This window comes from Paenibacillus sp. MB22_1, assembly GCF_047200555.1.
In the GTDB taxonomy this organism is placed as follows: Bacteria; Bacillota; Bacilli; order Paenibacillales; family Paenibacillaceae; genus Fontibacillus; species Fontibacillus phoenicis.
The window spans coordinates 2447560-2470884 of the sequence record NZ_JBLADV010000002.1 but is presented as its reverse complement, the minus strand read 5'-3'; the positions used below and the strand labels follow the sequence as shown (position 1 = coordinate 2470884).

Here is a 23325-nt window from a genome sequence, read left to right as displayed (position 1 = left end):
TGTGCTTAATGTAAACCGAAGCTAGCAAGATGTCAAGATATCTTACATAAATTCCGGTGGTTCACGTTGAATTCTAGTTATTTTTTCCTATTTTTATAAGAAAATATGTATATTTTACTCATCCACCCACTTGTATACCTGATTTTACAGATATATACTGTCCGTAACAACCCCAGATTTTACCTTATTTTATGAATTGTTGAAAAATAAGGTGCGCTCCGTGTTAACTTATCTTCACTCTATGACCCCTGCTAAACTAAAACGATTCTCTCCACAGCATTGGCTTCAACTCACATCCACATCCACCATGACTTACTTACACCCGCTTCCACTATTTTACATGAAGGAGGTGATGTACCCAAGAGGCACTTGCTTCAATTTTTGTCAGGCGTAATGCGTCCGGACTCAGCTATTCGTTTCTCCGGGCGGCCGTCACAGGATGGATGTTGGGCTTAAAACTTAATCAAAGGGAGTGAAGAAGTTGATAAGTCTCAAGAGATTTCGCAAACCTTTCTCGCTTGGCATGTCGATCCTTCTTGCGTTAACTCTCGTTCCCGTCGCCTCCGCCAGCAGCAGCAGCGTATCGGGACAAAGCAGCCTGAGATCGAGCGCGCCCCAAGTGGCCGAAGCCAAGATCGACGCTAAATTGCAGACCCAGTTTAAGCAAGACGACTTCGTCACCTACCTGGTCAAACTCAAGGAGCAGACCGATACAACTTCGGTCGCCAAGCTGGCTCTTCAGAAAGCCCAGCTGGAGAAATCCACTCCTTCCGCCGCGAAGCTGTCCGTACGGACTTCCGTTGTCAGCGCCCTGCGCGAAACGGCCTCCCGCACCCAATATGCGCTGGAGGAATACTTGCGGAAAGCCCAGCAATCCGGAGAGGTGAAAGACTACAAAAGCTACTTTATCGTAAATGCCATGGCGGTGACAAGCTCGAAAGAAGTACTGGAGCAAATCGCCCTTTTCCCCGAAGTGGAGAAAATTCTGCCGAATGAAGAACGACATCTGCAAAAGGTTGAAATCCACAAAGATGCGGCTGCAGAGCCTGCCGTGAAACCGGCCGACGAAATTTCTTCTTCGCTGGGCGGTACAAGTCAAGCTCCCTCCGACGTTACTCCAAGCAGCGTCGAGTGGAACATCGCCCAGGTCAATGCCCCCGAGGTGTGGAATATGGGCATCGACGGCACCGGCATCGTTGTAGCTAACCTCGATACCGGGGTAGATTACAACCACCCGGCTCTACGGAGCAAATGGCGGGCCCTTGATGCTTCGGGCAATATCGTGAATCCCGAACTCAGCTGGTATGATCCGCACAGCCATGCTTCGCTGCCTACCGATAGCCACGGCCACGGCACGCACACCATGGGAACGATGGTTGGTTCGGAGCCGGACGGCTCGAACCAGATCGGCGTTGCGCCTGGGGCGAAATGGATCGCAGTCCGTATCTTTAACCCCTCCACCACGGATGCCATCATTCTGGACGGCGGCCAATGGTTGCTCGCCCCGGTGGATGCCGAAGGGAATCTGCATCCGGAGCTGGCTCCGGACGTGGTGAACAATTCCTGGGGAGGAGGCCCCGGTATTGATGAATGGTTCCGCCCGATCGTACAAGCTTGGAGAAGCGCGCAAATCTTCCCTGAGTTCTCGGCGGGCAACACCGATATCTTCAACCCCGGCGGTCCCGGTTCGGTAGCTGCGCCAGCTAACTATCCTGAAGCGTTTGCCACCGGTGCTACGGACATCAACGGGAATTTGGCGGATTTCTCTTTGCGTGGACCTTCGCCTTACGGTGAAATTAAACCGGAAGTTTCCGCACCAGGGGTCAACATTCGGTCCTCCGTTCCCGGTGGTGCCTATGAAGGCGGCTGGGACGGCACCTCGATGGCAGGCCCGCATACGACAGCCATCGCTGCCTTGCTGCTGCAGGCCAACCATTCCCTCACGGTAGACCAGCTGGAGGAAATCCTGACCAGCACGGCCACACCGCGGACAGACGCCGAGTATGAGACAGTCCCTAATAACGGGTATGGATACGGCATTGTAAATGCGTTGAACGCCGTAGGCTCTGTTCTCCAAGGGATCGGCAGCGTCTCCGGTCGCGTGGTGACCGGCGGAGAAGACTTGGACGAACCGGTCCTAGAGCATACGCCGCCTACCTTAATATATGAAGGCTTTGATTTGACATTATCCGCCCGTGTCAGCGACGAGGTGGCGGTCACGTCGGTCGATTTTTATGCGAAAGAAGCTGGAACCAGCCATTATTTATATATTCCGGCCACACGGGTATCCGGAAACGAGAAGGATGGCGTATATGAAGCCACCATCCCCGCTTTCCTGATCGGAACAGCCGGCCTTGAATATTATATCCACGTGAATGATTACGGCAATAACGGATTTGACAGCGAGCACTATTCTGTGACGGTGTCAGCCGGGATCGAGCCCGGATATTTGCAAGATTTCGAGTCGGAACCCATCGGATTCCAGTCTGGCGGAGCCGGCAACACTTGGGCTTGGGGAACGCCAGTCAGCGGACCGGGCAGCGCCTACTCCGGTGAGAAGGTGTACGCCAGCAATCTGACCGGCACCTACGCCCCCAACAGCAATTCGTATCTGCTTATGCCGCCGATCAATTTGACCGATAGTCCGCAAGGGGCATTGCTCTCTTTTAAGCATTGGTATGACCTTGAGGAGGGCTACGATATCGGCACGGTGTATATCGCTTCTTTAGACACCGATTACGCGTTCGTACCGGTAGCGGAATTCACTGGCACAAGCGACGGCTGGAAAACACAATACCTGGACCTGCGCGACTATGCCGGTGAGCAAGTTTACCTGCAGTTTGGACTGACCAGCGACGGCTCCGTGCATAAGGCCGGTTGGTACCTGGACGATCTGTCCCTGCAAGTACCTGACGCCACCGCACCTGAAGCACCTGCCGATCTGACCGGCTCCGTGAACTTTGCCGGCAGTGCCGAGTTGTCCTGGTCTCCGTCCGCCGATGAGGACGTGAAATTGTACACGGTGTACCGCTCGACCACTTCGGGCTCCGGTTATGAGGTGATCGGTACAAGCGGCCAAACGGAATTTACCGACACAACAACTGAAACGGATCATACCTATTATTATGCGGTCACCGCTACGGATTACAGTGACAACGAAGGCCCTAAATCCAATGAGCTGGAGCTGACAGTTGTACGTCCGGTGACGGTATTCAGTGATAACTTCGACGGCAGCAGCGATAACGGCTGGACGCACAGCGGCACGCGGGACGAATGGGAACGCGGCACCCCGGTGGTACCCGGTCCGGCTAGCGCTGTCTCCGAGCCAAACGTATGGGGAACCGATCTCGACAGCAACTATGAGAATGGAACAAATGCTTCGCTCATCTCCCCGACGATCGATTTGAGCACCGTCGATAATGCTACCCTTGTGTTTGATCATTGGTTTGAAATTGAAACCAATTATGATAACGGTTATGTGGAAATCAGCTCCGACGGCGGAACGACATGGAACGAGCTGGGCAAATTTTCACATAGCACCAATGGCAAGGTTTGGAGCACCGCTTATTACGATCTCGAAGATTATGTCGGAGAGCAAGTTCAGGTGCGGTTCCGTTTAACGACGGACGGCAGCGTTGTGAAAGCCGGCTGGTACATCGACAACGTTCAGGTGCTTAGCGTAAATACACCGGAAGATCAGGTGACGCAAAACGTGCTTGGCGAAGCCGGAGCAAAAACGGACAAGGCCGTAAAATCCGGGCCGGCCTACAAGCTGACCCGCACAAGCAAGGCCGAATTCGAGCAGCAGGTGAAACAAGCGAAGCCAGCCGGTGACATCGGCATCAGCAGCCTGCCGGCCAGCGCAACCGTGACGGTGGTGGAAACCGGGCGCTCTGTAAAAACCGATCCAGCCACCGGACGCTACAGCTTGAATCATGTTGCTGGGGATTACACGCTGAAAGCGGAAGCCTACGGCTATTATCCGCAAACGGCCAATGTGACCATCGCCGATCAGGTAAACGCCAAGGTCAACTTCACCCTGCAGCCGATTCCGAAAGGTACGCTCACCGGAACGATTACCGATAAACGTACTGGGGAGCCGATTGAAGGCGCAACGGTAATGGTGCATGAAGATGCGATGGTTGCACCGCAAATCACCGGGGCTGATGGCAGCTTCTCATTAGAGCTTCTGGAAGGCACCTATACCTTGTCGGCAAGAGCGGCCGATTATTACGCGAATACGTTAACCGTTACGGTACCGCCGAACGGTACAGCCGACGGCTCGTTGGCGCTCAGGCCGTTTGTGGGCTTGCCGGGCGAAATCGCCTACGATGATGGCACGCCGGAAAATGCTTGGGCCTTCAACGCGGCAAACAACGCCTGGGCGGTACGCATGACGCCGGAAGCCGGCGCGGTGCAAGTCACCGGCGCATCGATCCGATTCTGGAATACCGAATGGCCTGTTCCGGGCGGAACCGAGTTCCAATACGCCGTTTACGACGCATCCGGCCCTGACGGAGCGCCAGGTCGGCAAGTAGCCGGTCCTTTTGACGGTACCGCATTGCGTAATGACCAATGGACCGTGCTCGAGCTGCCGGAACCGGTCACTGTCGAAGGCGACTTCTACATCGTGTACATTCAAACCTTGGCCGGAACAAACGCTCCGGGGCTTGCAGCCGACGAATCCAGCCCGAACGCCCGTCGCAGCTGGAATCGAATCAATGGGGCGTGGAGCTTGGCGGAACAAGCACAAGGCAACTTCATGATTCGTGCCATCGTGCGTTATCCGGTGGACGCGCCGGTCATTACGTCGCCGGAGGACGGCTCTTATACGAATCAATCTACCTTTACCGTGACCGGAACCTCTCCAGCCAACGACGCTGAGGTGAAGGTGTACAACGGCACCGAGCTGGCGGGTGAAACTACGGTTGAAAACGGACAATTCAGTCTGCCGATCGAGCTTCATGACGGAGCCAACGCGTTGTCCGCCGAAGTCATCGTGAACGGAAAAGCAACAGATCGTTCACTGTCAGTCACAATTACACTGGACACCACCGCTCCGGAACTCGAAGTAGTTTCACCGGTGGACGGCTTCCGAACCAATTCGGAAGTGCTGAACGTGACGGGTTCTGCGCTTGATGAGTTCATCAACAAGCTGACCGTAAACGGACAAGAAGTTCCGCTGGAAGGCAGCGGCGCGTTCGCGTACCGTATGTTGATTAATGCCGGTGAGAATCTGATCACCGTAACCGCGACGGACCACGCCGGAAACGAAACCACGGTCACTCGGACGGTCTACGTGGATACCGAGCTGCCGGAGATCACTAATCTGACACCGGCAGAGGATGTTCATTTAACAGCAGGTGAAGCGGTGACGGTATCCTTTGACAGCGTTCCAGGGCTGACGGCTTCGTTCCGCATCGAACTGCCGTTATCGTTATCGGGCGGTTCGAGCAACGGAATTTCGATGACGGAAACTGAACCAGGGCACTATGAAGGAACGTACACGACACCTGCCTCGCTTGTCTTGGAAGGCGGCGTGATCGTGGTTACAGTTCGCGATGCGGCTGGAAACAGCGGCGATTTCCAAGCGCCGGGCCGTTTGTTCGTCAGCGCGCCGGGTGAAAATCCGGGCGAGGATCCCGGAAATACGCCAAACGTCCTGCCGGTAGCCGTCATTCATGCCGTGGAGCGTGCGGCCAAGAATAAGCAAATTGACTTTGACGGTTCCGCCTCCTCGGATGCCGACGGCCGCATCGTCCGCTACAGCTGGTCATTCAGCGACGGCGGCACCGAGCTCGGCCCCAAAGTCAAACACCGCTTCTCCGCTGCTGGATCGTACACCGTCACCTTGACGGTGACCGATGACGCCGGCGCGGTGAACAGCGTGGTTCACAAAATCGTGATCCGGTAAGTCTCGGACACGACCCAAAAAAAAGATCGGCCCCAAGTGGTTTATGCCGCTTGGGGCTGATTTTTTTACCTCGATCAATTTTTCCCGAAACCCTTCACTTTCCCATATGGTAGACACTAACGTCCCTCCCCGGTTTTTAGCGTAAGGTCCATTCTCGCTCGCTGTTGATTTGAATGCGTCCTTCCGAAAGACTCTTCAAAAATCGGCTTCTCACGCTTCGTGCTAACAGCTTGATTTCGGCCTCCAATCGTACAGGCTTTAAAGATACCGAAGTACGGATGATCTCCTTTTGCTTCCGTCGGCTTGCCGGGCGAATCATTTCCGATAGATCCACCTGCCGCATCATCCATCCCTCCTTGTCCACCGATTCATCTGATAAGTTACCTCTAAAATAGCTTATCGTGCTTCAAAAGAACAACCACATCAGTTTATGAAGCCGAGAAGCTGCGGATCACCTCTTCGAACACCGGCTTAAATTGGGGAGTATGGCAAGAAAAATTTTCCTTTCAGCGGAAATAGCGGAACTTTTTACCGTTATTGCGGCTTCATCGGCTAGATATCAAAAAATAACGACCAAAAAGGGCGTTATTCTCCGGATGCTGGTCGAAATTCCGCCATTTCGTCGCTCTCTCTGCAAAATAGCACCATAAAAGTCCCTTATTTCCTCGATTTCCAAGGTAGAGTGGAAAATAAGGGACATTTTTACCGCTAAACAGGCAACGTAAAGAAACCCCAACCTCTATCGGCTGGGGTTTCGGTCGCGCACTACGCTTCGCGAATCCGGTACAGCACGCTGTCGAAGTCGCCGCGCAGCGGGAGCTCGATGCCGATTTGCATCAGGCTGCGGCCGCTCCAGGTGCCGGGCAGCCCTTCGATCGCGTAGGCTTTGTCCGGCGCGAGGCCTTGCAGGCGCAAGCGAGGCAGGCGATCGCCCAGCCGCTGCGAATGCAGGAACGCCAGCAGCACGCTGTCCCCGCGGGCCTTATCCACGTATTGGACCGCCGTCACGCCCAGGTGGCTCAGCGCATCCAGCCGGTACTGATCGCCGAACTGCACCAGCGGACGGATCGCTTTGTATTGCCGGACGAACCCGGCGGCCTCCTCAAGCTCCGCGTCGCTCCAATGGTTCAGGTTCGCACCGATGCCCAGCGTCCCCATCATCGCACTGTGGAACCGGTACGGCAGCGACAGGACGCGGCGGTTCATCCCGGTAGGGGACTCCGTCACCCAGCAGGTCATCATCTTCGGCGCATACACATAGGAGAAGCCCTCCTGAATGCTCAGCCGGTCGAAGGCATCGGTATTATCGCTGGGCCAAGCCTGGTCGGCATAGCGGAAAATGCCGAGGTCGATGCGCGATCCCCCGCCCGCACAAGTCTCAAATTCCACGTGCGGGAAACGCCGGCGCAGCTCGGCCCAGATCTCATACAGGCTTTGCACGTGCCGAATCCAAATCTCCTTCTGGCGGTTCAGCGGATGATCCTTCATCCCCGGCTCCGTCACCGTCCGGTTCATGTCCCATTTAATGAACTTGATTTGATGCTGGCTAAGCAGATCGGTCATGAACTCCAGGATGTAGTTTTTGACCTCCGGCTTGGAGATGTTTAAGAGCAGCTGGTTGCGCAGCTCCGTCCGTCCCCGCGTCGGGAAATGGTACACCCAATCCGGATGACTCCGGTACAGGTCGCTGTCCGGGTTCACCGCCTCGGGCTCCACCCAGATTCCGAACTCCATGCCAAGCTCCTGCACCCGATCGATCAGCTCGCCAAGCCCGTTCGGGAACTTTTCCCGGTTGACGACCCAGTCGCCCAACCCGGCCCGATCGTGATTGCGCGCCCCAAACCAGCCGTCGTCAACGACGAACAGCTCAACGCCGAGCTTGGCCGCACGCTCCGCTAACGCCATTTGATCCTGGGCGTTCACATCGAAATACGTCGCTTCCCAGGAGTTGTACAGCACCTTGCGCGGCTCCCGGCTCGGCAGCACGTAATCGTGCTGATAGCGATGCAGCTTCCGGCTCATCCCGCCGAACCCGGCGGCGCTATAACCGCCGACAAACATCGGCGCGGCAAACGTCTCGCCGGGGCCAAGCAGCCACGTGCTATCGAAGTCGTGGATGCCGCCAGTGACGCGAACGTGACCAAACGCGGTTTGTTCGGCGACGATCTTCCAGTTACCGCTCCACGCCAGCGCCCCGAACCAGACGTCGCCGCGGTCCTCCGCCGCCGTCCCGTCATCGACGGCAAACCACGGATTGGCATGGCCGTCGGTGAAGCCGCGCCGCGATTCCAGGACCTTTTTGCCTTCGGATAAGAAAGTACGTCGCAGCTGGAACTCACCCGCCCACTTCCCGGTGACATGCGTAAACCGATAGTTCCGCAGCGCCGGCATCGTCCAGGCAGCCGATTGTGTCGTCTCCAGGAGCACCGGCTCGCTTCCCAAATTCACGAAGCTGGCGGACCGCTCCAGCACGTCGTGCTCGGCAATAGCCGCATAGCTCAAGAGACCCTCAAACGGATACACCTCATCTTGAAACGTCAGCGTTAGCGTATCTTTCCCATTTTGCTGATCGACCCGGCACCCGATATATTTCGGGCAAAAATCACGCACCCCATCCGGCCAAGTCACTTTCAGCGACGGCTCAACATACCCGACACCGCCCCAGAAGCTGTACTCCTCCGCTTCCCGTTCGATCTCCGCGTCGAAGGAGCTATGCCCCCGCGTCCCCAGCAGCGGCAATGCCTCTGCCGGATCGATCGGCGCTCCCCAATACAAATGCTGTAGCCGGCCCTTCTCATTCAGGCCAAACACGTAGGAGCTGCCGTTGGTTTGCAACGCAAATAATCGATTTTGTTCATCCACCCAAATTGCCATGTTCAGATCACCGTCCGCTGAGTTTAAATAGTTTCGCTTCCGCCGGTTTCAGGTCAACGACCAACTCACCTGCGGTTTCATGTTCCGTGCCTTCCCACAAATCATCAACCTTGTACAGCACCTTCGGATCGAGACCCGCACGCGCCAGAGATACCGTCTTTCGGGCTCCCCTCGTCCCGTCGAAGTTAAACACCGCCACATACAGCGCATTGCCGCCGGTTGTCTCTGAAGCGAGAGCTTCCAGCACGAATACATCGGCTGCCCGATCACCAAAGCCCCACTCCAACGGGCGGAAGGTTTGCCCCAAACGAGCGACGTCCATCACCGCGCGGTTGCCAAGCCATGCTTTGGCGCGTTCTGCCGCTCCTTCCTTGCGGAAGTCGTCGCCAAGCAGCAGCAGCGTTCCGGCGATGACCGACGCCGTCAGCCGGCTGCGCCCTTCGTGCCAGGCTGTCTCTTCCTGATTGAAGCTTTTGTACAGTACCGTATGGTCCGGGTCGTTAAATCGGTACAAGCGGTCATTCATCCACCAGCCATAAGTCAATGAATTCAGCAAATATTCCGTATCCCCGATCTGCCCAAATACATCGCAGGAAATGCGGCGGCTATGGGCAAAAGCGTACGGAAACAGCGGTGCAATTGACAGATTGATAAAAAACGGCCGTCCGACCGCCTCCGGCGACAGCTTCGACGCCAGATAAGATAAGCCGTGGCGGTAAGCAGCGATGCCGGTTGTGATCGAAGGGTCATAATGCTTCCCTTCCAGCGCCCCGTGCGCCATGAAGTCGAGCTTCACGTATTCGAAGCCTTCGCGAATGATCTTCTCCGTAAACCAATCGATCCGCTGCAGCGCCCCCGGATGCGTTGGATCAATCGCCAAACCGCCGGCAATGTCGGCTACGATCTCCCCTTCTGCATCGCGAAGCAGGATCTCGCCGTACGTATACTTGCCGTTTGTGCCCTCCACTTCCCGGCTGAATTGCTCCGGACTGCCCCAGAACGCAAACGGCGTCCAATACGTGCCCGGCTTGTGCCCGTTCTCCCGCACCCGGCGCAGCGCATCCGCCATCTCTTCCGCCGTCAGCCGGTCCCAGAAGGCGTCGAAGTTGATATAGAGCGTCTCCCCGCTCTCAAAGCCCAGCGGCTGCACCTCGCGTTTCAGAAAATCACTAGTTGACGTATACAACTCGTAATCCAGCGTACTCATCGCCGCCGACCAGCTGTTCCAGCCAAACGGCACGCCGCCTTCCCACTTCAGCGGCGGCTCCACCGCCGCGTTAGCACGGCCATATGCCTCCAGCCCCTCGCGGTAATCGTCGTAGTATCCCGCAAACACCAGCGGGGAGCTGACCCGCGGCCCATGCACATACCCATGCGGTTGTGTATCCCGCGTCATTTCGCCCGCCGCTCCGGCATAAAGCTCGAACTCGTCCAGCTTGCCAGCCCGTTCGCTTCGGATGCGGATGCCCGATTTCCAAACATCATGGGACACCGAGCCTGTAACGAAGCCCTGCCGGCTGCCCGGATAAAACAACGCTGCCGCTTCATAGCTTTCCGTCTCCCAAGGCAGCGGCTTCGCGATGTAACGCACCCATTTATCGTTGTCGTAGGGGATGCGCAGGGCATGCAGTTGGTCCTCCCCGTTGCCATCGGCTTTTTCGAAATCCAGCTTGGCGGACTGCAGCACCGCAATGCGGTTTAGCTTCAGCCCCGCCTCCCCTGCCACAACGACTCGAATCAAGAAGAAAGGCTGCTGCTCATAAAGGTAAAAATACTGCTCCAACTTCGGTAACCCCGGTTTTTCATGACGAATCCCCACCTGCAGGCCATACCCAAAAGCATCGTTCAGCTCCTTCGGCTCCCCGATCACTTCATGGCGTTCATACTGACCGGTATGGTATTCCCTCCCCTGCCACCGATACGCGCTGCGAATCTCTTGCCAAACCAGCGCTTCGCGGCAGGTCCAGGCAAAGGTGCCGCCGGCCAGATCAAAGCTTAAGCGGCCAAGCCCGTTATCCAAATGCCTATGCGTATCTGATTCCGCCCAGAAGCGAACTTTTTCCGTGATAGGTCCGTTTATGGTCATTCAACTCCACCCCTTCTCCGCTTATTCGCCCCCATTATAAGGTCGAACCTTGCGGGGTTCTATGCAACGATGTTCCGATTGATAACGGGATATGCCTTTTTTGATTAGCAGCTTCGTTCAAAAAAACAAAGCAGCGGAGGAACCCATTCCCCCGCCGCTTCAGTCACAGCGTCTTATTTCCACAATTCCATACGTTCTTGATACTTCTTGTTATACACTTCTTCCAGTTTCGATAAGCCTGCAGCCTCTACTTGCTTCATCATGGTGTTGTACAAGGTTACCACGTCTTGCTCGCTAGGAGCCAGGGCCATCTTCAGGAAGTACTCGTTAATCGTCTCGTTGACCTTCGTCTCCATAATCGCTTCCGGTGTACCGCCGTCCGGGCCAAGGCTGTCATAAGGCGCCGTATCAAACGACGTATCCGCGAGGTTCTTGATCGCCAGGTCCGTCGTCGGATCGCTCATCCCGCGGCCGATCAGGTCATACGGCGTGCCGTCGGAGCCTGGTCCGTTCTTGATCGTCCAGGTCCATTTGCGGATCCCGGTCGTGCGGGAAGCTTCCGCCCAATCCTTCTTGAAGGCGTCCAGCACTTCTTGACGCGGCACGTGCTTGCCGTCCTTCATGTCCCAATGCACGCCTTCCACGCCCCACATCATCAAATACTGCCCTTCCTCGCTGGCAAGGAAATCCAAGAACTTGATCGTACGGACCGGATCCTTGTTCGTCTTGGTGATGGAGATACCGTCCCAACCCAACGAGCTCTTCGGCCCATACGTCGTTTGGTCCGGTCCAATCCCCGGTGCCAGCACCTTATATTGATAGAACTGTCTTTCCTCCGCCTTAGCTGGGTCCGGAGCATCCGCCTTCAGCAAACCGTTCGCTCCGCCCACGTTCCAGCTGGCATCCGCCGTAGCAAATACGTTCCCCGCCGCCAGCTTCTGCTCATACTGCTTCGTCTTCATCGTCACCCACTCTTTGTCGAGCAGGCCTTGGCGATACAAGGAGTTCATAAATTTCATCATTTCCAAATACCGCGGATCGCGGATATCCTTCAGCAGCTTGCCGTCCTTCTCGTAATACGGCATAATGCCATACATTCCTTTGAACGTACCGGTAACTCCACTCATGTTGTCGCCATTTAACGTCATCGGAATGGTTTCCTTGCCGTCAATCGTTGGGTACTTCTCCTTAAACGCCTTTAACAGGTTCTCGAACTCTTCGGCTGTAAACGGCTCGCCGTTGTTCACCTTATCCCCAACGCCCAGCTCCTTCATCAAGTCCATCCGCATCAGGAAGCCAAACACCGGGTACTGCTCCAGGCCGTACCAGTTGGCCAGATAGTAGTTCTTCCCGTCCGCACTGCGCGTTTTCTTCAGCGTATCCCCGTACATTTTCTTGATGTTCGGTCCGTATTTCTCGATCAGATCGTCCAGCGGGATCACGGCTCCCGAGGAGATATACTTGTTCATGATGTCGCTTCCGCGGCTCATTAGCACGATGTCCGGCAAATCGTTACTTGCCAGCATCAGGTTCAGCTTCTCCGCTGGATTCCCGGTGGGCTGCTGGATTTCTACGGTCACGCCGGTTTTTTCTGTAATCGCTTTCGCCACAGGGTTCGTAAACGGATCCCCGGTGTTCTGGTCAAACAACGTCAACGTGATCGGCGACTTATCATCTGCCGCCTCTCCGTTTGTCCCTCCGTTCGCCGCAGGAGAATTTCCTCCCGCCGACGGGGCGTTCCCGGACCCGCAGCCAGCGAGCAGGGCAAGGATCATCATAGAGGATACCATGAATAGCAGCTTCTTCTTCATTTGCGTAAACCCCTCTCTTGTACATTTGCGCTTGGACCTCAAGCTCAACTCAATTGTAAAAAGCGCCCCCATGTATATCCATAACGCAATGTTACTATTCATAATGGAAAACGACTTTCATCGGCTCCCCTCAGTTTGAGCCCCTGCTATAGCTCGTTATCACCCCGTATTCAGCCGCGTTTCCAGCTCGGACGCGTTCGGATTCAGCGGCAGGCGGATCGTCACATTCGTCCCGATGCCAAGCCGGCTGAAGATTTCCACCCCATATCGTTCCCCGTAAGCCAGTTTGATTCGGTCGTCGACATTTTTGATACCATAGCCGGATTGATTGCTTGATTTATTAAACGCCTCCTCCAGCCGCTGGCGGGTCATGCCCTGTCCGTCGTCGATAACCTGCAGCAACAGATCCTCTCCTTCCGCCTTGAGCTTGACGATAATGTTGATGCCGGTCTCACTCCAGATCGCGTGATGGATGCAGTTCTCGATAAATGGCTGCAATATCAACTTGATCACCGTCCGGTTAAACAACGACTCGTCCAAATCGTAGTGCATATGCAGCATCCCGCGGAACCGGATGGCCTGAATAGAAACGTAGTTTTTGACTAACTGGATTTCCTGTTCCAGCAACACCACCCGTTTGCCCTTGTTCAGCGAGATTCGATAATACTTCGATAAATGGTTAACCATCTGATAGACCTGCATGCTGCCTTCCTTCAAAGCCAGCGAGGAGATCGAGGACAACGTATTGTATAGAAAATGCGGATTGATCTGCGCCTGCAGCGTCGTCAGCTCCGAATCCTTTACGGCGATTTCCTTAACGTATACCTCATTAATCAGTTCCTGAATACGCGCCGCCATCTTCTGGAACGCGTACGACAGCTGCCCGATCTCATCGTTTCCCATCGGCATGCGTTGAACCTGGAAATTCCCCCGCTCCACCTTGCGAATTTGCTGCAGCAGCCCCTCAATCCGTTTCGTGATCACCTTCGCCGTCACGAAAATGAGCAGGGCGGCAACCGCGATCACAGTGACCGAAATCCAGACAATCCGTTTAGTCGCTTTATTCGTATTGGCGAGCAGTTCGTCATAAGGGACGGTAATTACCGTCGTCCATCCGTTGCGTAGCTTTTTGTAGGTAAAAAACAACTCCTGTCCGCCAATCCGCTTATCAAATTTCCCGCTGGACAACGTTAAATCCGCTTGAATGGGATAAAGGTCAAACAGCTGATTCCCCTTCATCGCCGCATCACCGGAGCTGATCACGCGGCCGGTCTCGTCGATGATGTAGACGCTCTTATTAACGTTCTCTTTTTCGATCAGGGAATAGATTTCCTTGTCGTCGATATTGATCGTTAGAATGCCGTAAGGGTGCGACAAGCTAAAGTAACTGAGCGAACGGGCCAGCGTGACATAGGACGTGCCGGTTTGCGGATCTTCGATATGGGTGTAAACCGGACTCCCGGCCGCATTCAGCGCTTGCTGCTTCACCGTTTCCGGCAGCTCCTCGGTATATCGGATGTACTGCTTATCGGAATACAACGTCTTGTTATCGATGTAAATGGTGATGCCCTGAATATTCGCGTTGGAAATCATCATGGAGGACATCGTCCGATTGATGTAGCGGAACGCATCGAGATAATAATAGGCCTGTTCGTAATCGTTGGACAAAAAGTTCCGCAGCTGCGCATCCATATACAAAATATTGGTCAGCTGCTCATAATACCCCAGCCGGTTTTCAAGGTTCGTATTGATCTGATTGAGCGTCCCGCTTAACGAAGCGTACGTCTGCTCCGTAATCGTGTTCCGCGTGGAGGTATAGGAATAATAAATCAGCACGGAGCACGGGATAAAAGACACGAGAAGGAAAATAATAAACAGCTTGTTGCGCAGCCGAAGATTGGCGAACCAATGATGCCTGAACAAGGACAACCGCCGAGCGATCGGGTTCATTCCTTCCGTCCCTTTAAAGATTTTTTCGATATTCATTTGGCGTGACTCCTTGGTTTTTCACGAATAAGGAAATGAAATAGGACGTGCTCTCGTAACCGATTTTCTGGGCGATATCCTGTACCTTCAGCGATGGATCCGCCAGCATCTCCTTCGCTTTCTCCAGGCGGATGCGAGTCAGATAGTCGTGAATCGTCATCCCGGTTTTGTCCCGGAAGATCGAGCGCAGATAGTTCGGCGACAAATACACTTGGCTGGACAAGCTTTGAATGGTGATCGGCTCATGATACGTATTATCGATGATCTGGCAGACCTGATGCACCAGCTTGGCGTTCTTGTCCGTGGCCCGCTCCATCAGCAGCTCCAAATAATGCGCTGCCGCCCGCCAAATCGCCGCTTCGATCTCCTGCAGCGTCTGACAATCGTAAACCGATTGATACAGGGCGGCACGTTTGACCGGTTCGGCCTGGCCGTTTAAGCTCGGACTGTGAATCTGTTCCTCCAAGCGGTCCAGCAGGTCGATCGCCCACTCGTACACAAGCGATTTATCGATCCGCAGCTGGCGAACGTTTATGAGATAATCATGCAACATCGCTTCCGCCTCTTCGCTGCGCAGCTGCTGCAGCGCCTCCAGCCACGCCTGCTCCGGGAAGGGCGGCAGCGTGCCGTAGCGGTATCCCGGTTTGACGTCACCTGCGACCAAAATCTGCCCCGGCCCAAGGAAAAAACGCTCGTCTCGCAAGCTGCGCACCCGTTCATACAGTTGGGCGATGCCGGCCGGTTCGACCGCTTCGTTGCCGATGGCGAGCGTGACTGACAGCCCCAACAATCCCCGGACCGTCTGCTGCAGCGTCCCCCACTGCTCTCGCGTCATGGCGGGCTGGCTTCCGCTTTCGGGTTCAGCCGCGATAAAGATCGCCAGCTCCCCTTCCTGCAGCACAGCAACCACCGCGTCCTTACGGACGGCGTGGAAATATTCCTCCGTCACCTCGGGCAGACGGGAGATCGCGGCTTCCAACGAACCCGCCTCCCCTGTGCCGTCGGGCTCTCCGCCGTTGATGCCGCTTGCGCTGCGGTCCGCGCTGCAAAGCGCCAGCGAATAGGAAGGGCCGGAGGCTCCTCCCCGTTCCAGCTTGCGAAGCTCGGCGGTGAGCTGCTCCTGCCGAACCGGTGATTTTTCGTGGAGTAGCTCTTTCAACAACTTGGCTTTCGTCATCTGAACCGATTTATATTTTAAACGTACCTCTTCGCACTTTTGCTTCACCCGCGCCATTACTCCGGAGATTTCCTCCAGATCCAGCGGCTTAAGCAAATAACCGACCGCTCCGACGTGCAAGGCTGATTTCACATAACTAAACTCGTCATGACCGGTCAGAAATACAATCTGCATCCAGTCATACTGCTCCCTGACCCACCTTGCCAACTCCAGGCCGTCCATGAAGGGCATCTGGACGTCTGTCAGCACAATGTCAGGCTGAATGGCTTGGATCTTCTCTTGGGCATCCTTCCCGTTGATGCCGACGCCGGCGACGTATATCCCCATCTCCTCCCAACGGATGAAGTCCCGCATCATCTCCAATTCCAATTGCTCGTCGTCCACCAGAAAAATGCTGTACATGCCGCAAGCCCCCTTCGTATGTCTTTCTATGCCTGATCACCGTCCTGGGAGGACGGTCCTTTCAACTTACGACTTCCTGCGTCCACTTTAATTATAGCGCTTACATCTTCGGGAGCTGAATCCTCCTTTCGCATGAAAGTTATTTTCAAGCATGATTCGATGTTTTGCTTTATCGACACGGATTTTTCGGGGGTCTTATAATTTTTTTAAGCCATAGGCTGGACGTCCTGACTTGAACTTGAACTAGAAAACCAATGCGAGGTGCCGCTATGCAAACCGACTTGAAGCTACGTGAAGGCACGGACCTGAACCTCCCGCGCCGGAAAGTTTGGCCCGTCTTCAAACAACAAAAATACCTGTTCCTCTTGATGCTGCCGGCGCTCATCTGGGCGATCCTGTTCGCCTATGCTCCAATGGCCGGATTGTATATGTCGTTCGTGAACTACCAGCCCACGCTCGGCCGTTTCTGGTACAGTCTGTTCCACAGCGAATTCGTGGGATTGCAGTGGTTTCGTTATTTTTTTAATAACGGCGATTTCCTGATCATCCTGCGCAACACGTTGGCTTCGACGTTGATTACACTCCTGTTCTCGTTTCCGATGCCAATCCTGATCGCGCTGGCCATTAACGAAATCAAAAACGTCCAATTCAAAAAAATCGTGCAAACGTCCTCCTATTTGCCGTATTTCATCTCCTGGGTTATCGCGGCCAACATTATCGTTACGCTGCTGTCCTCGGATGGTGCGGTGAACGCGTTGCTGAAGTTTCTCCATATTACCAATGAGAGCATCCTGTTCCTGCAAAACGGCAAGTACTTCTGGTGGATTGTCGCCTTGGGCAATACGTGGAAGGATATGGGCTACAGCTCGATCATGTATTTGGCGGCGATCTCTTCCATCAACCCGGAATTGTACGAAGCGGCCAAGGTGGATGGGGCCAACCGGTTTAAGCAAATCCGTTATATCACGTTCCCGCATCTAAAGCCGACGATCGTCATCCTGCTGATTCTGGCCATGGGCGGCATTCTGAACGCCGGGTTCGACCAGCACTTCCTGCTCGGGAACGATTTGACGAAGGATTACTCCGACGTGCTCTCAACCTACTCGTTCCGCTACGGGATCCAGAACGGGATGTTCTCTTACGCTTCCGCTGTCGGCATGTTCAGCTCGGTGGTCGCCTTTATCATCGTGGTGATCGTCAACCAAATCGCGAAAAAAATCAACGGCCAGTCCTTATTCTAAACCTGGCATGGAGGGAACTGCATGAAAAATCAAAAAACGATGACCGAGCATCTGTTTGATGCGGCCTTGTACCTGTTCCTGACGTGCATCTTTCTCGTCACGTTTTATCCGTTCTGGAACATCCTGATCATCTCGCTGAACGATGCGACGGACTCGCTGCGCGGCAACCTGTATTTCTGGCCGCGAGAGTTTACGACAGCCAGCTATATTACCATCTTCCGCAACCCGGAAATCTGGAGTGCGCTGCAGGTGACGGCGCTGCGGACAGTGATCGGGACCGCGGTGTCGATTATCTGTATCTCCATGCTGGCTTACTCCTTAAGCAAACGGTATTTGCTCGGCTGGAAGTATTTTTCGTTCTTCTTTGTGTTTACGATGTATTTCGGGGGCGGCTTGATTCCAACGTATATGGTGATCAAGGCGTTGGGGTTAATTGACTCGTTCTGGGTGTTTATTTTCCCGGGGCTGATCGGAGTGTTTCTGATGATCCTCGTTCGCACCTTCATCGAGCAGTTGCCCGGCGAAATCGAGGAATCGGCCAAAATCGACGGCGCCAACGATTTGCAGGTTTTCGTCCGCATCGTTCTTCCGCTGTGTGTACCGGTGCTGGCGACGATTGGCTTGTTCCTGGCCATCGGCCACTGGAATGCTTGGTACGATTCCTATATTTACACGTATAAACCGGAGCTTAAGACGCTGCAGGCCGTTCTGGTCAAGATCCTTAACCAATTCCAGACCGGCGCGATGATGACCGATGCCCAGCAGCTGGCGCAAAACGCCAAGCGCATCCCGGTCTCCAGCGAAAGCATTCGGATGGCGGTCACGATGGTGGCGACGCTGCCGATCATCATGGTGTACCCGTTCGTGCAAAAATATTTCGTCAAAGGGATCATGATGGGCGCGATCAAAAGCTAACAATTAAGAAACCCGTCGCGGCGATTGCCGGACGGGTTCTGTGTTTGTGGTTGGCTCTTGTTTAGGCTGATCTGGGCTTAGCCAAAGGCGTGCTCCTGCCGGATCAATTCCAGTAAAGCGCGGCAGCCCTGCTGCACCAGGCCGTAGACCTCTTCGAAATTCCCGGTGTAATACGGATCGGGAACTTCCTTTAGCTGCGATTCCGGCACCAGATCCAAGAGTTTCACGATCCGGGCATTGGTCTTGCGGGCCAACGCCTTCAAATCACGTTCGTTCTGGTTATCCATCGCAATGATATAGTCAAACTTGGCAAAATCGTCCTGCGCCACCTGCCGCGCTTTCAGCCCTTCATAGGAAATGCCGTACTGATCCAAAATGCGGCGCGTGCCGTGATGCGGCGGATTGCCTGTATGCCAGTTGCCGGTTCCCGCCGAATCGATCACAAACCGTTCGCTGAATCCAGCTTCGTTCACCAGATGCCGAAAGACGGCTTCCGCCATGGGCGAACGGCAAATGTTCCCCAGGCATACAAACAACACTCCCACTTTGCGCTTCTCGTTTTCCATGGTTCTCCTTCTTCCTTCCTGTCACCTATCTGCTCAACACTCTCTCTTAGCAGATAGTACTATAGGTTAAGCCGGAGAACAACCATAGCTCAGTCGAAGCTTCAGCCTTTGCGCACCACCGGAATCCAGATTTCACTTCGATAGTTGGGCAGGGAGGTGTCCGGGCTCTCGTTCCATAGGAGCTCCGGTCCTTCGGCCAGCTCGTAATGAGCGGACGGGAACCACTCGGAATAAATCCGTCCCCAAACGTTCTGCAGCGCATCCGGGAATGGGCCGACGGCAGTGAACACCGCCCATGTCGAAGCGGCCACCGCAAGCGATGCATAGCCGTCCGGGCAAACCTGCGTTGTCGCCACGCCAAGATAATGGTCCAGCTCCCCCTGCTCCTCCATGCGCCCTTCCGGGAAATTAATCGACGCGCTGATGATCCCGGCCGGTTCGAGATTGGACAACCCCTTCAGCTGAGCGATCTTCTCCGGGGTTAACTGCTGCGCCATTTCTGCGATATGCGGATTTACTCCGTGAAATTGAACCGGTACCCGAAAGCAGCCAGCGTTAATCGGCGGCGGCGGATGTATTCCGTCAGCGAAATCCCGGCCAGGAACGAAAACATCCGTTTAAAATGGTACTCCGAACAAACGGCGATCCGGGCGACTTCCCCATAATCGATCTCCTCCGTCAAATTCCGCTCGATGTAGTTTAGCGCTTCGTTCATATTTTTTAGCACATCCATCGTTTGCACCTCCTCTGGTTCCCATCATACTAGGAGTTCTCCTGCCCCTTCCGACTTTCCGCGCACCAACTTTGCAGGGAGTCTGGACTGGCCGGCGAAATGAGTTTGGTATCAGTATATCGGATCAGGGAGTAGTCACCAAATAAGAAAAACGTCTATCGACGTACATTCAAAGTAGACAGACCGCGTTTAGCGGAAGTTTTTCTTGCGATATCAGGATGCCAATCCCCGTAGTTTATACTTTCTGATATCTTCAAAAAACAGGGGAAAGGCCCCACGGCCTTCCCCCTCTGCTTTTCCGTATGACTTATGGCGTTTCCCCTGTCAAACTTTCGACCGTTGGGCCCAGCTCCTCGTCCACCCAATCTGCGGATGTATATAACGTGAAGATCAGGTCCCGATTCGTTTCCGCGGACCAGGTTAACCCTCCGTCCGTGGACAGCTTGGCTTCCCCGCCCGCATAAGGGTTCTCGTCGCTGTAGGCAAATCCGTAGTTGTTGTCCGTACTTGGCGTATAGTCCGAACCGGGCGATTTTAGGATCAAACCATAGGTTTTGCTCGTATCCAGTCCCTTTAACTGTGGGTAAATCGAATAAGGCGAGATCGAGCCCGGGATGTTGTACGCCGGAAGCGAAGCCGTAAACAGCTTCTCCGCCGGTTGACCCTGTTGGTCCAACACGACCAGCTCGAAATAATAAGCGTCCTTTGGCACCTCATTCCGATAGCTCTCGTAAATGTAAACATCCAGTTTAGGCAAATCCGTATGCTCTAACGTGAAGGTCTGCATCCGCTGAATTCCCGCCCGCACGTCGGAGTAATAATCATACCGGATATCACTGTCGTCCTGATCGATGCGGCTGCCGCTCACCCCAGGAACATAGTAGGCTTCCAGTTCGTAGATCGAAGGCACCCCGTAGTTCGTATTCAGGTAAAGTCTCAGCTTGGTGGTGGTAACCTCTGGGAACGTCAGCGTCCGGTTATCGCCTAGCGTAAATCCTTTTGTAATGTTCCGGTAAGCCGAACCGTCCCAATATTGGAGCGTATAGTTGGCCGTTTTGAAATACGTATCCCGGAACTCCTTCACGACAACCTGATTGACCTTCGTTGCTGTGCCAAAATCAATTTCCGCCCATTGGTCGTTCAGCTGCCCATCCGCAGCGTTCCAGCGCGTTGTAAGATCGCCGTCGGTCAGCTTATCGGCCTCGTAGCCGGGATCGCCCCAGGTCGAGGAGACGTTGACTGGCTTGCCTAACGCCAAATTCGTTGGCAGCGGGTCCGCAGGCTCCGTTTTTCCCGAACCCGCGATTTGAATAACGGCCGAGCCCTTCGCTTCCAGCGAGTACGTTAACGTGCCCTGCACCGTGCCCAGCGACCGCCCGCTGTACAGCTCGGTCAGCCGGTATTTTTTGTTGGGTTTGAGGCCGAGATCAACCAAATCAACCTGGATGTCCTGCGCCTGGTTGGTCCAATTGGATAACCCGACCACGCGGTTGTCCTTCCCTTCCGACAGCACGGTGACCGCAGGGGAATGCGCCTCATGATGGTAAAAATCGGTCATCTGCAGCGGTTTGGCGGCCTGCCCTTTTTTCACCAGATCCAGCAGTTCCTCGTTATGCAGCCAAGCCAACCGATCCTCGTCGATAAAAGGCAGATTGTCGCCGATCAGATAATGCCCTCCGCCCAGCGTCACCGCCGTGTTCAGCAGCTTCGCGTCCTGCTGGCTGAACTTGTACCAGAACCCTTGGATCACGTACTGCGGAATGATCATATCCGGATCGTTGTATTCGTAGAGCGTTCCGTTCGTCCACCAGGAAGCCGCAGTATTAAACGCCTGCCGCTCAATGCCGGAGTAGCTCGCTACGCCAAGCGACGTGTCGCAAGCCGTCCGACGGCCATGGGCAAACGCAGCCGGCAGCAGCGGGGCAATCGACTCGTTGATGTAAATCGGGCGGTCCGCCGCTAGTACGACGTCGCGAATAATGCCCATCCCGATTCGGTAGTTTTGCATTCCGTTCACCGAAGGATCGTAATGTTGTCCCTCGTACATCCCCATATCGATAAAATCCAGCTTAATGTAATCGTAGCCCCAGCGGATATAATCGTCGATATTCCGCTTCACAATCTGCTGAGCTACCGGATGGCTGAGGTCCAGCGCGTACGTGTTCAGATAGGTTTTGATCAAGTTCCCCTGCTCGTCCTTCAGGCAGATGTCACGATGGGTTAATCCCGTCCCCTCGATCGGCAGGTCGATCCACTCCTCATAAATCGTAAACGGCGTCGAATATCCGCCCGCTTTCAGCCCTTTGGCATGCACATAGTTGATGAACTTGGTGATCGATTGTTCAAAAGGCAGGCCGCTTTCCGGTTGAAAACCGCCGTCCAGATTAAAATAATTATATCCCAGCGGCTTCAAATGCTCTGCCACGTAGTCGACCATCGCATACATAGCCTCCGCGGTGGCATAACGGTCATGCGAGTAGAACGTATTGTAACCCATCGGTACGTCGCCGTCCCACTCCATATGAGGCTCTCCGAGGTTATAAACGGTGCCGTATTCCTCAAGGCCATGTTGATAATCGTCGTAATACCCGAGGAAAAACAGATCCGAAGACACCGTCGTACCGCTATGACTCCCACCCCAGTTATACAGGGAAAATGCGGTCAGCGACCCGTTAGGAAGCTCCGCTTCGCCGAGCTTTTGGCTGCTTTTCCAATTCTGGACGGTCGCCGCCCCGCCAACAAAGCCGTGCTTGTTCTCGTTGTCAAACACCGCTGCAACCCAATGGCTGATCCCGTTGAAGTCGTCCCAGGTCAGCTGCTCGCCAGCAAAACGGTCGGCTCCGTTTTGGCTTTTCCCGAAATCGTCCACCGGCGCAACCCCGAAATCGAAGTTGTTGGAATACGGCGTCGTAAAAATTTTCTTCGCATTGCCCGCCCCGATCTCGATCCGCTGTGCGGCAATTGGGGTCAGCTCCTCCACGTTCAGACCGTCCGCCCGCTGCACCTGCATGTCGGTCAACACGTACGAAACCTTCGGGTACAAGTAAAAGTTCAAATCGATTTGCTCACCGCTTGCCAGCTGGCTGTGAATCGTCAGCTTGCGGCCGTTTTTGCCGTACTTGTCCGGTTTCAGCTTGCTCCACTCCGCCGTGCTTTCCACCGCCTCCTGGGTTGAACGCGTTTCGCCGCCTTTCTCGCGAAAGCTTGACTCGAACTGCTGCACGACCGATTGTCCGTTCCACGACAAGCTGCCGATTCCTTCCGCTAAATCGTAAACCAGCGAAACCCTTCCGTTTGACGCCTGCACGATGTTGCCGTTTCGGGCATAAGCCCCGGCTTCTTCCTCCGCCTGTACGGCTTGCGCGGATCCCAAGGGTCCGGAGAAAGCCAATGCACCGACGAACAGCAGGATGAATGCGTGCGCCATTTTCCTTGTCCGTAAACGTCTTCTCACCTTTACGCCTCCTTCAATCGTGAAATGGTGGAACTTCGGTTTGCGATGCCAGAACTGGATGTTTTTTCTACCCCCATTCTAAAAACCCCCCTGTCCCGCAGCTATACCGCAATGTAATGATTCATGCAGGAAAACGCCTTACATCCAAGGTGAGCATAAAAAAAGC

Annotated in this window: 11 protein-coding genes and 1 pseudogene; 3 read left to right on the top strand and 9 right to left on the bottom strand. The window is 54.6% G+C overall.

Features of this window, described 5'->3' with window-relative positions; translation table 11 throughout:
- Positions 1 to 481 precede the first annotated feature (481 nt).
- Complete coding sequence (locus ACL02P_RS22985) at positions 482 to 5914, top strand: S8 family serine peptidase (protein WP_412838158.1); 5433 nt, start codon at positions 482 to 484, stop codon at positions 5912 to 5914.
- Between the two features lie 136 nt (positions 5915 to 6050).
- On the opposite strand, the gene ACL02P_RS22980 is transcribed toward ACL02P_RS22985, so the two are convergent.
- The 6 genes from ACL02P_RS22980 to ACL02P_RS22955 all read right to left on the bottom strand — a co-directional run bounded on the left by ACL02P_RS22980 (position 6051) and on the right by ACL02P_RS22955 (position 16250).
- Positions 6051 to 6260, bottom strand: coding sequence for a hypothetical protein (locus ACL02P_RS22980; protein ID WP_323075894.1), 210 nt, complete (start codon positions 6258 to 6260; stop codon positions 6051 to 6053).
- 419 nt (positions 6261 to 6679) lie between these two features.
- A complete protein-coding gene (locus ACL02P_RS22975; protein WP_412838157.1) occupies positions 6680 to 8788 on the bottom strand; it encodes an alpha-galactosidase in 2109 nt (702 codons plus the stop codon).
- A 7-nt stretch (positions 8789 to 8795) separates the two neighbouring features.
- Entirely contained in the window at positions 8796 to 10874 is a 2079-nt protein-coding gene (locus ACL02P_RS22970; protein WP_412838156.1) for an alpha-galactosidase, read from the bottom strand.
- Positions 10875 to 11047: 173 nt separating this feature from the next.
- Positions 11048 to 12685, bottom strand: coding sequence for an ABC transporter substrate-binding protein (locus tag ACL02P_RS22965; RefSeq protein ID WP_036644921.1), 1638 nt, complete (start codon positions 12683 to 12685; stop codon positions 11048 to 11050).
- Positions 12686 to 12844: 159 nt separating this feature from the next.
- Complete coding sequence (locus ACL02P_RS22960) at positions 12845 to 14671, bottom strand: sensor histidine kinase (protein WP_009224681.1); 1827 nt, start codon at positions 14669 to 14671, stop codon at positions 12845 to 12847.
- Positions 14649 to 16250: a response regulator transcription factor gene (locus tag ACL02P_RS22955; RefSeq protein WP_009224680.1), complete on the bottom strand. Its 1602-nt coding sequence runs from the start codon at positions 16248 to 16250 to the stop codon at positions 14649 to 14651. Before ACL02P_RS22955 ends, ACL02P_RS22960 begins: the two co-directional genes overlap by 23 nt.
- Before the next feature lie 269 nt (positions 16251 to 16519).
- On the opposite strand from ACL02P_RS22955, the gene ACL02P_RS22950 reads away from it, so the two are divergent.
- Complete coding sequence (locus tag ACL02P_RS22950) at positions 16520 to 17491, top strand: ABC transporter permease (RefSeq protein ID WP_009224679.1); 972 nt, start codon at positions 16520 to 16522, stop codon at positions 17489 to 17491.
- A 21-nt stretch (positions 17492 to 17512) separates the two neighbouring features.
- Entirely contained in the window at positions 17513 to 18406 is an 894-nt protein-coding gene (locus ACL02P_RS22945) for a carbohydrate ABC transporter permease (RefSeq protein ID WP_009224678.1), read from the top strand.
- A gap of 77 nt (positions 18407 to 18483) precedes the next feature.
- Here ACL02P_RS22945 and ACL02P_RS22940 read toward each other — a convergent pair whose 3' ends face one another.
- The 3 genes and pseudogenes from ACL02P_RS22940 to ACL02P_RS22930 all read right to left on the bottom strand — a co-directional run bounded on the left by ACL02P_RS22940 (position 18484) and on the right by ACL02P_RS22930 (position 23159).
- Entirely contained in the window at positions 18484 to 18972 is a 489-nt protein-coding gene (locus ACL02P_RS22940) for a low molecular weight protein-tyrosine-phosphatase (RefSeq protein WP_412838155.1), read from the bottom strand.
- A gap of 101 nt (positions 18973 to 19073) precedes the next feature.
- Positions 19074 to 19705, bottom strand: a pseudogene (locus ACL02P_RS22935) (GyrI-like domain-containing protein).
- Between the two features lie 307 nt (positions 19706 to 20012).
- Positions 20013 to 23159 carry a discoidin domain-containing protein gene (locus ACL02P_RS22930; protein ID WP_412838154.1) on the bottom strand — a complete coding sequence of 1049 codons (3147 nt, stop codon included), beginning with the start codon at positions 23157 to 23159 and terminating at the stop codon, positions 20013 to 20015.
- Positions 23160 to 23325 lie beyond the last annotated feature (166 nt).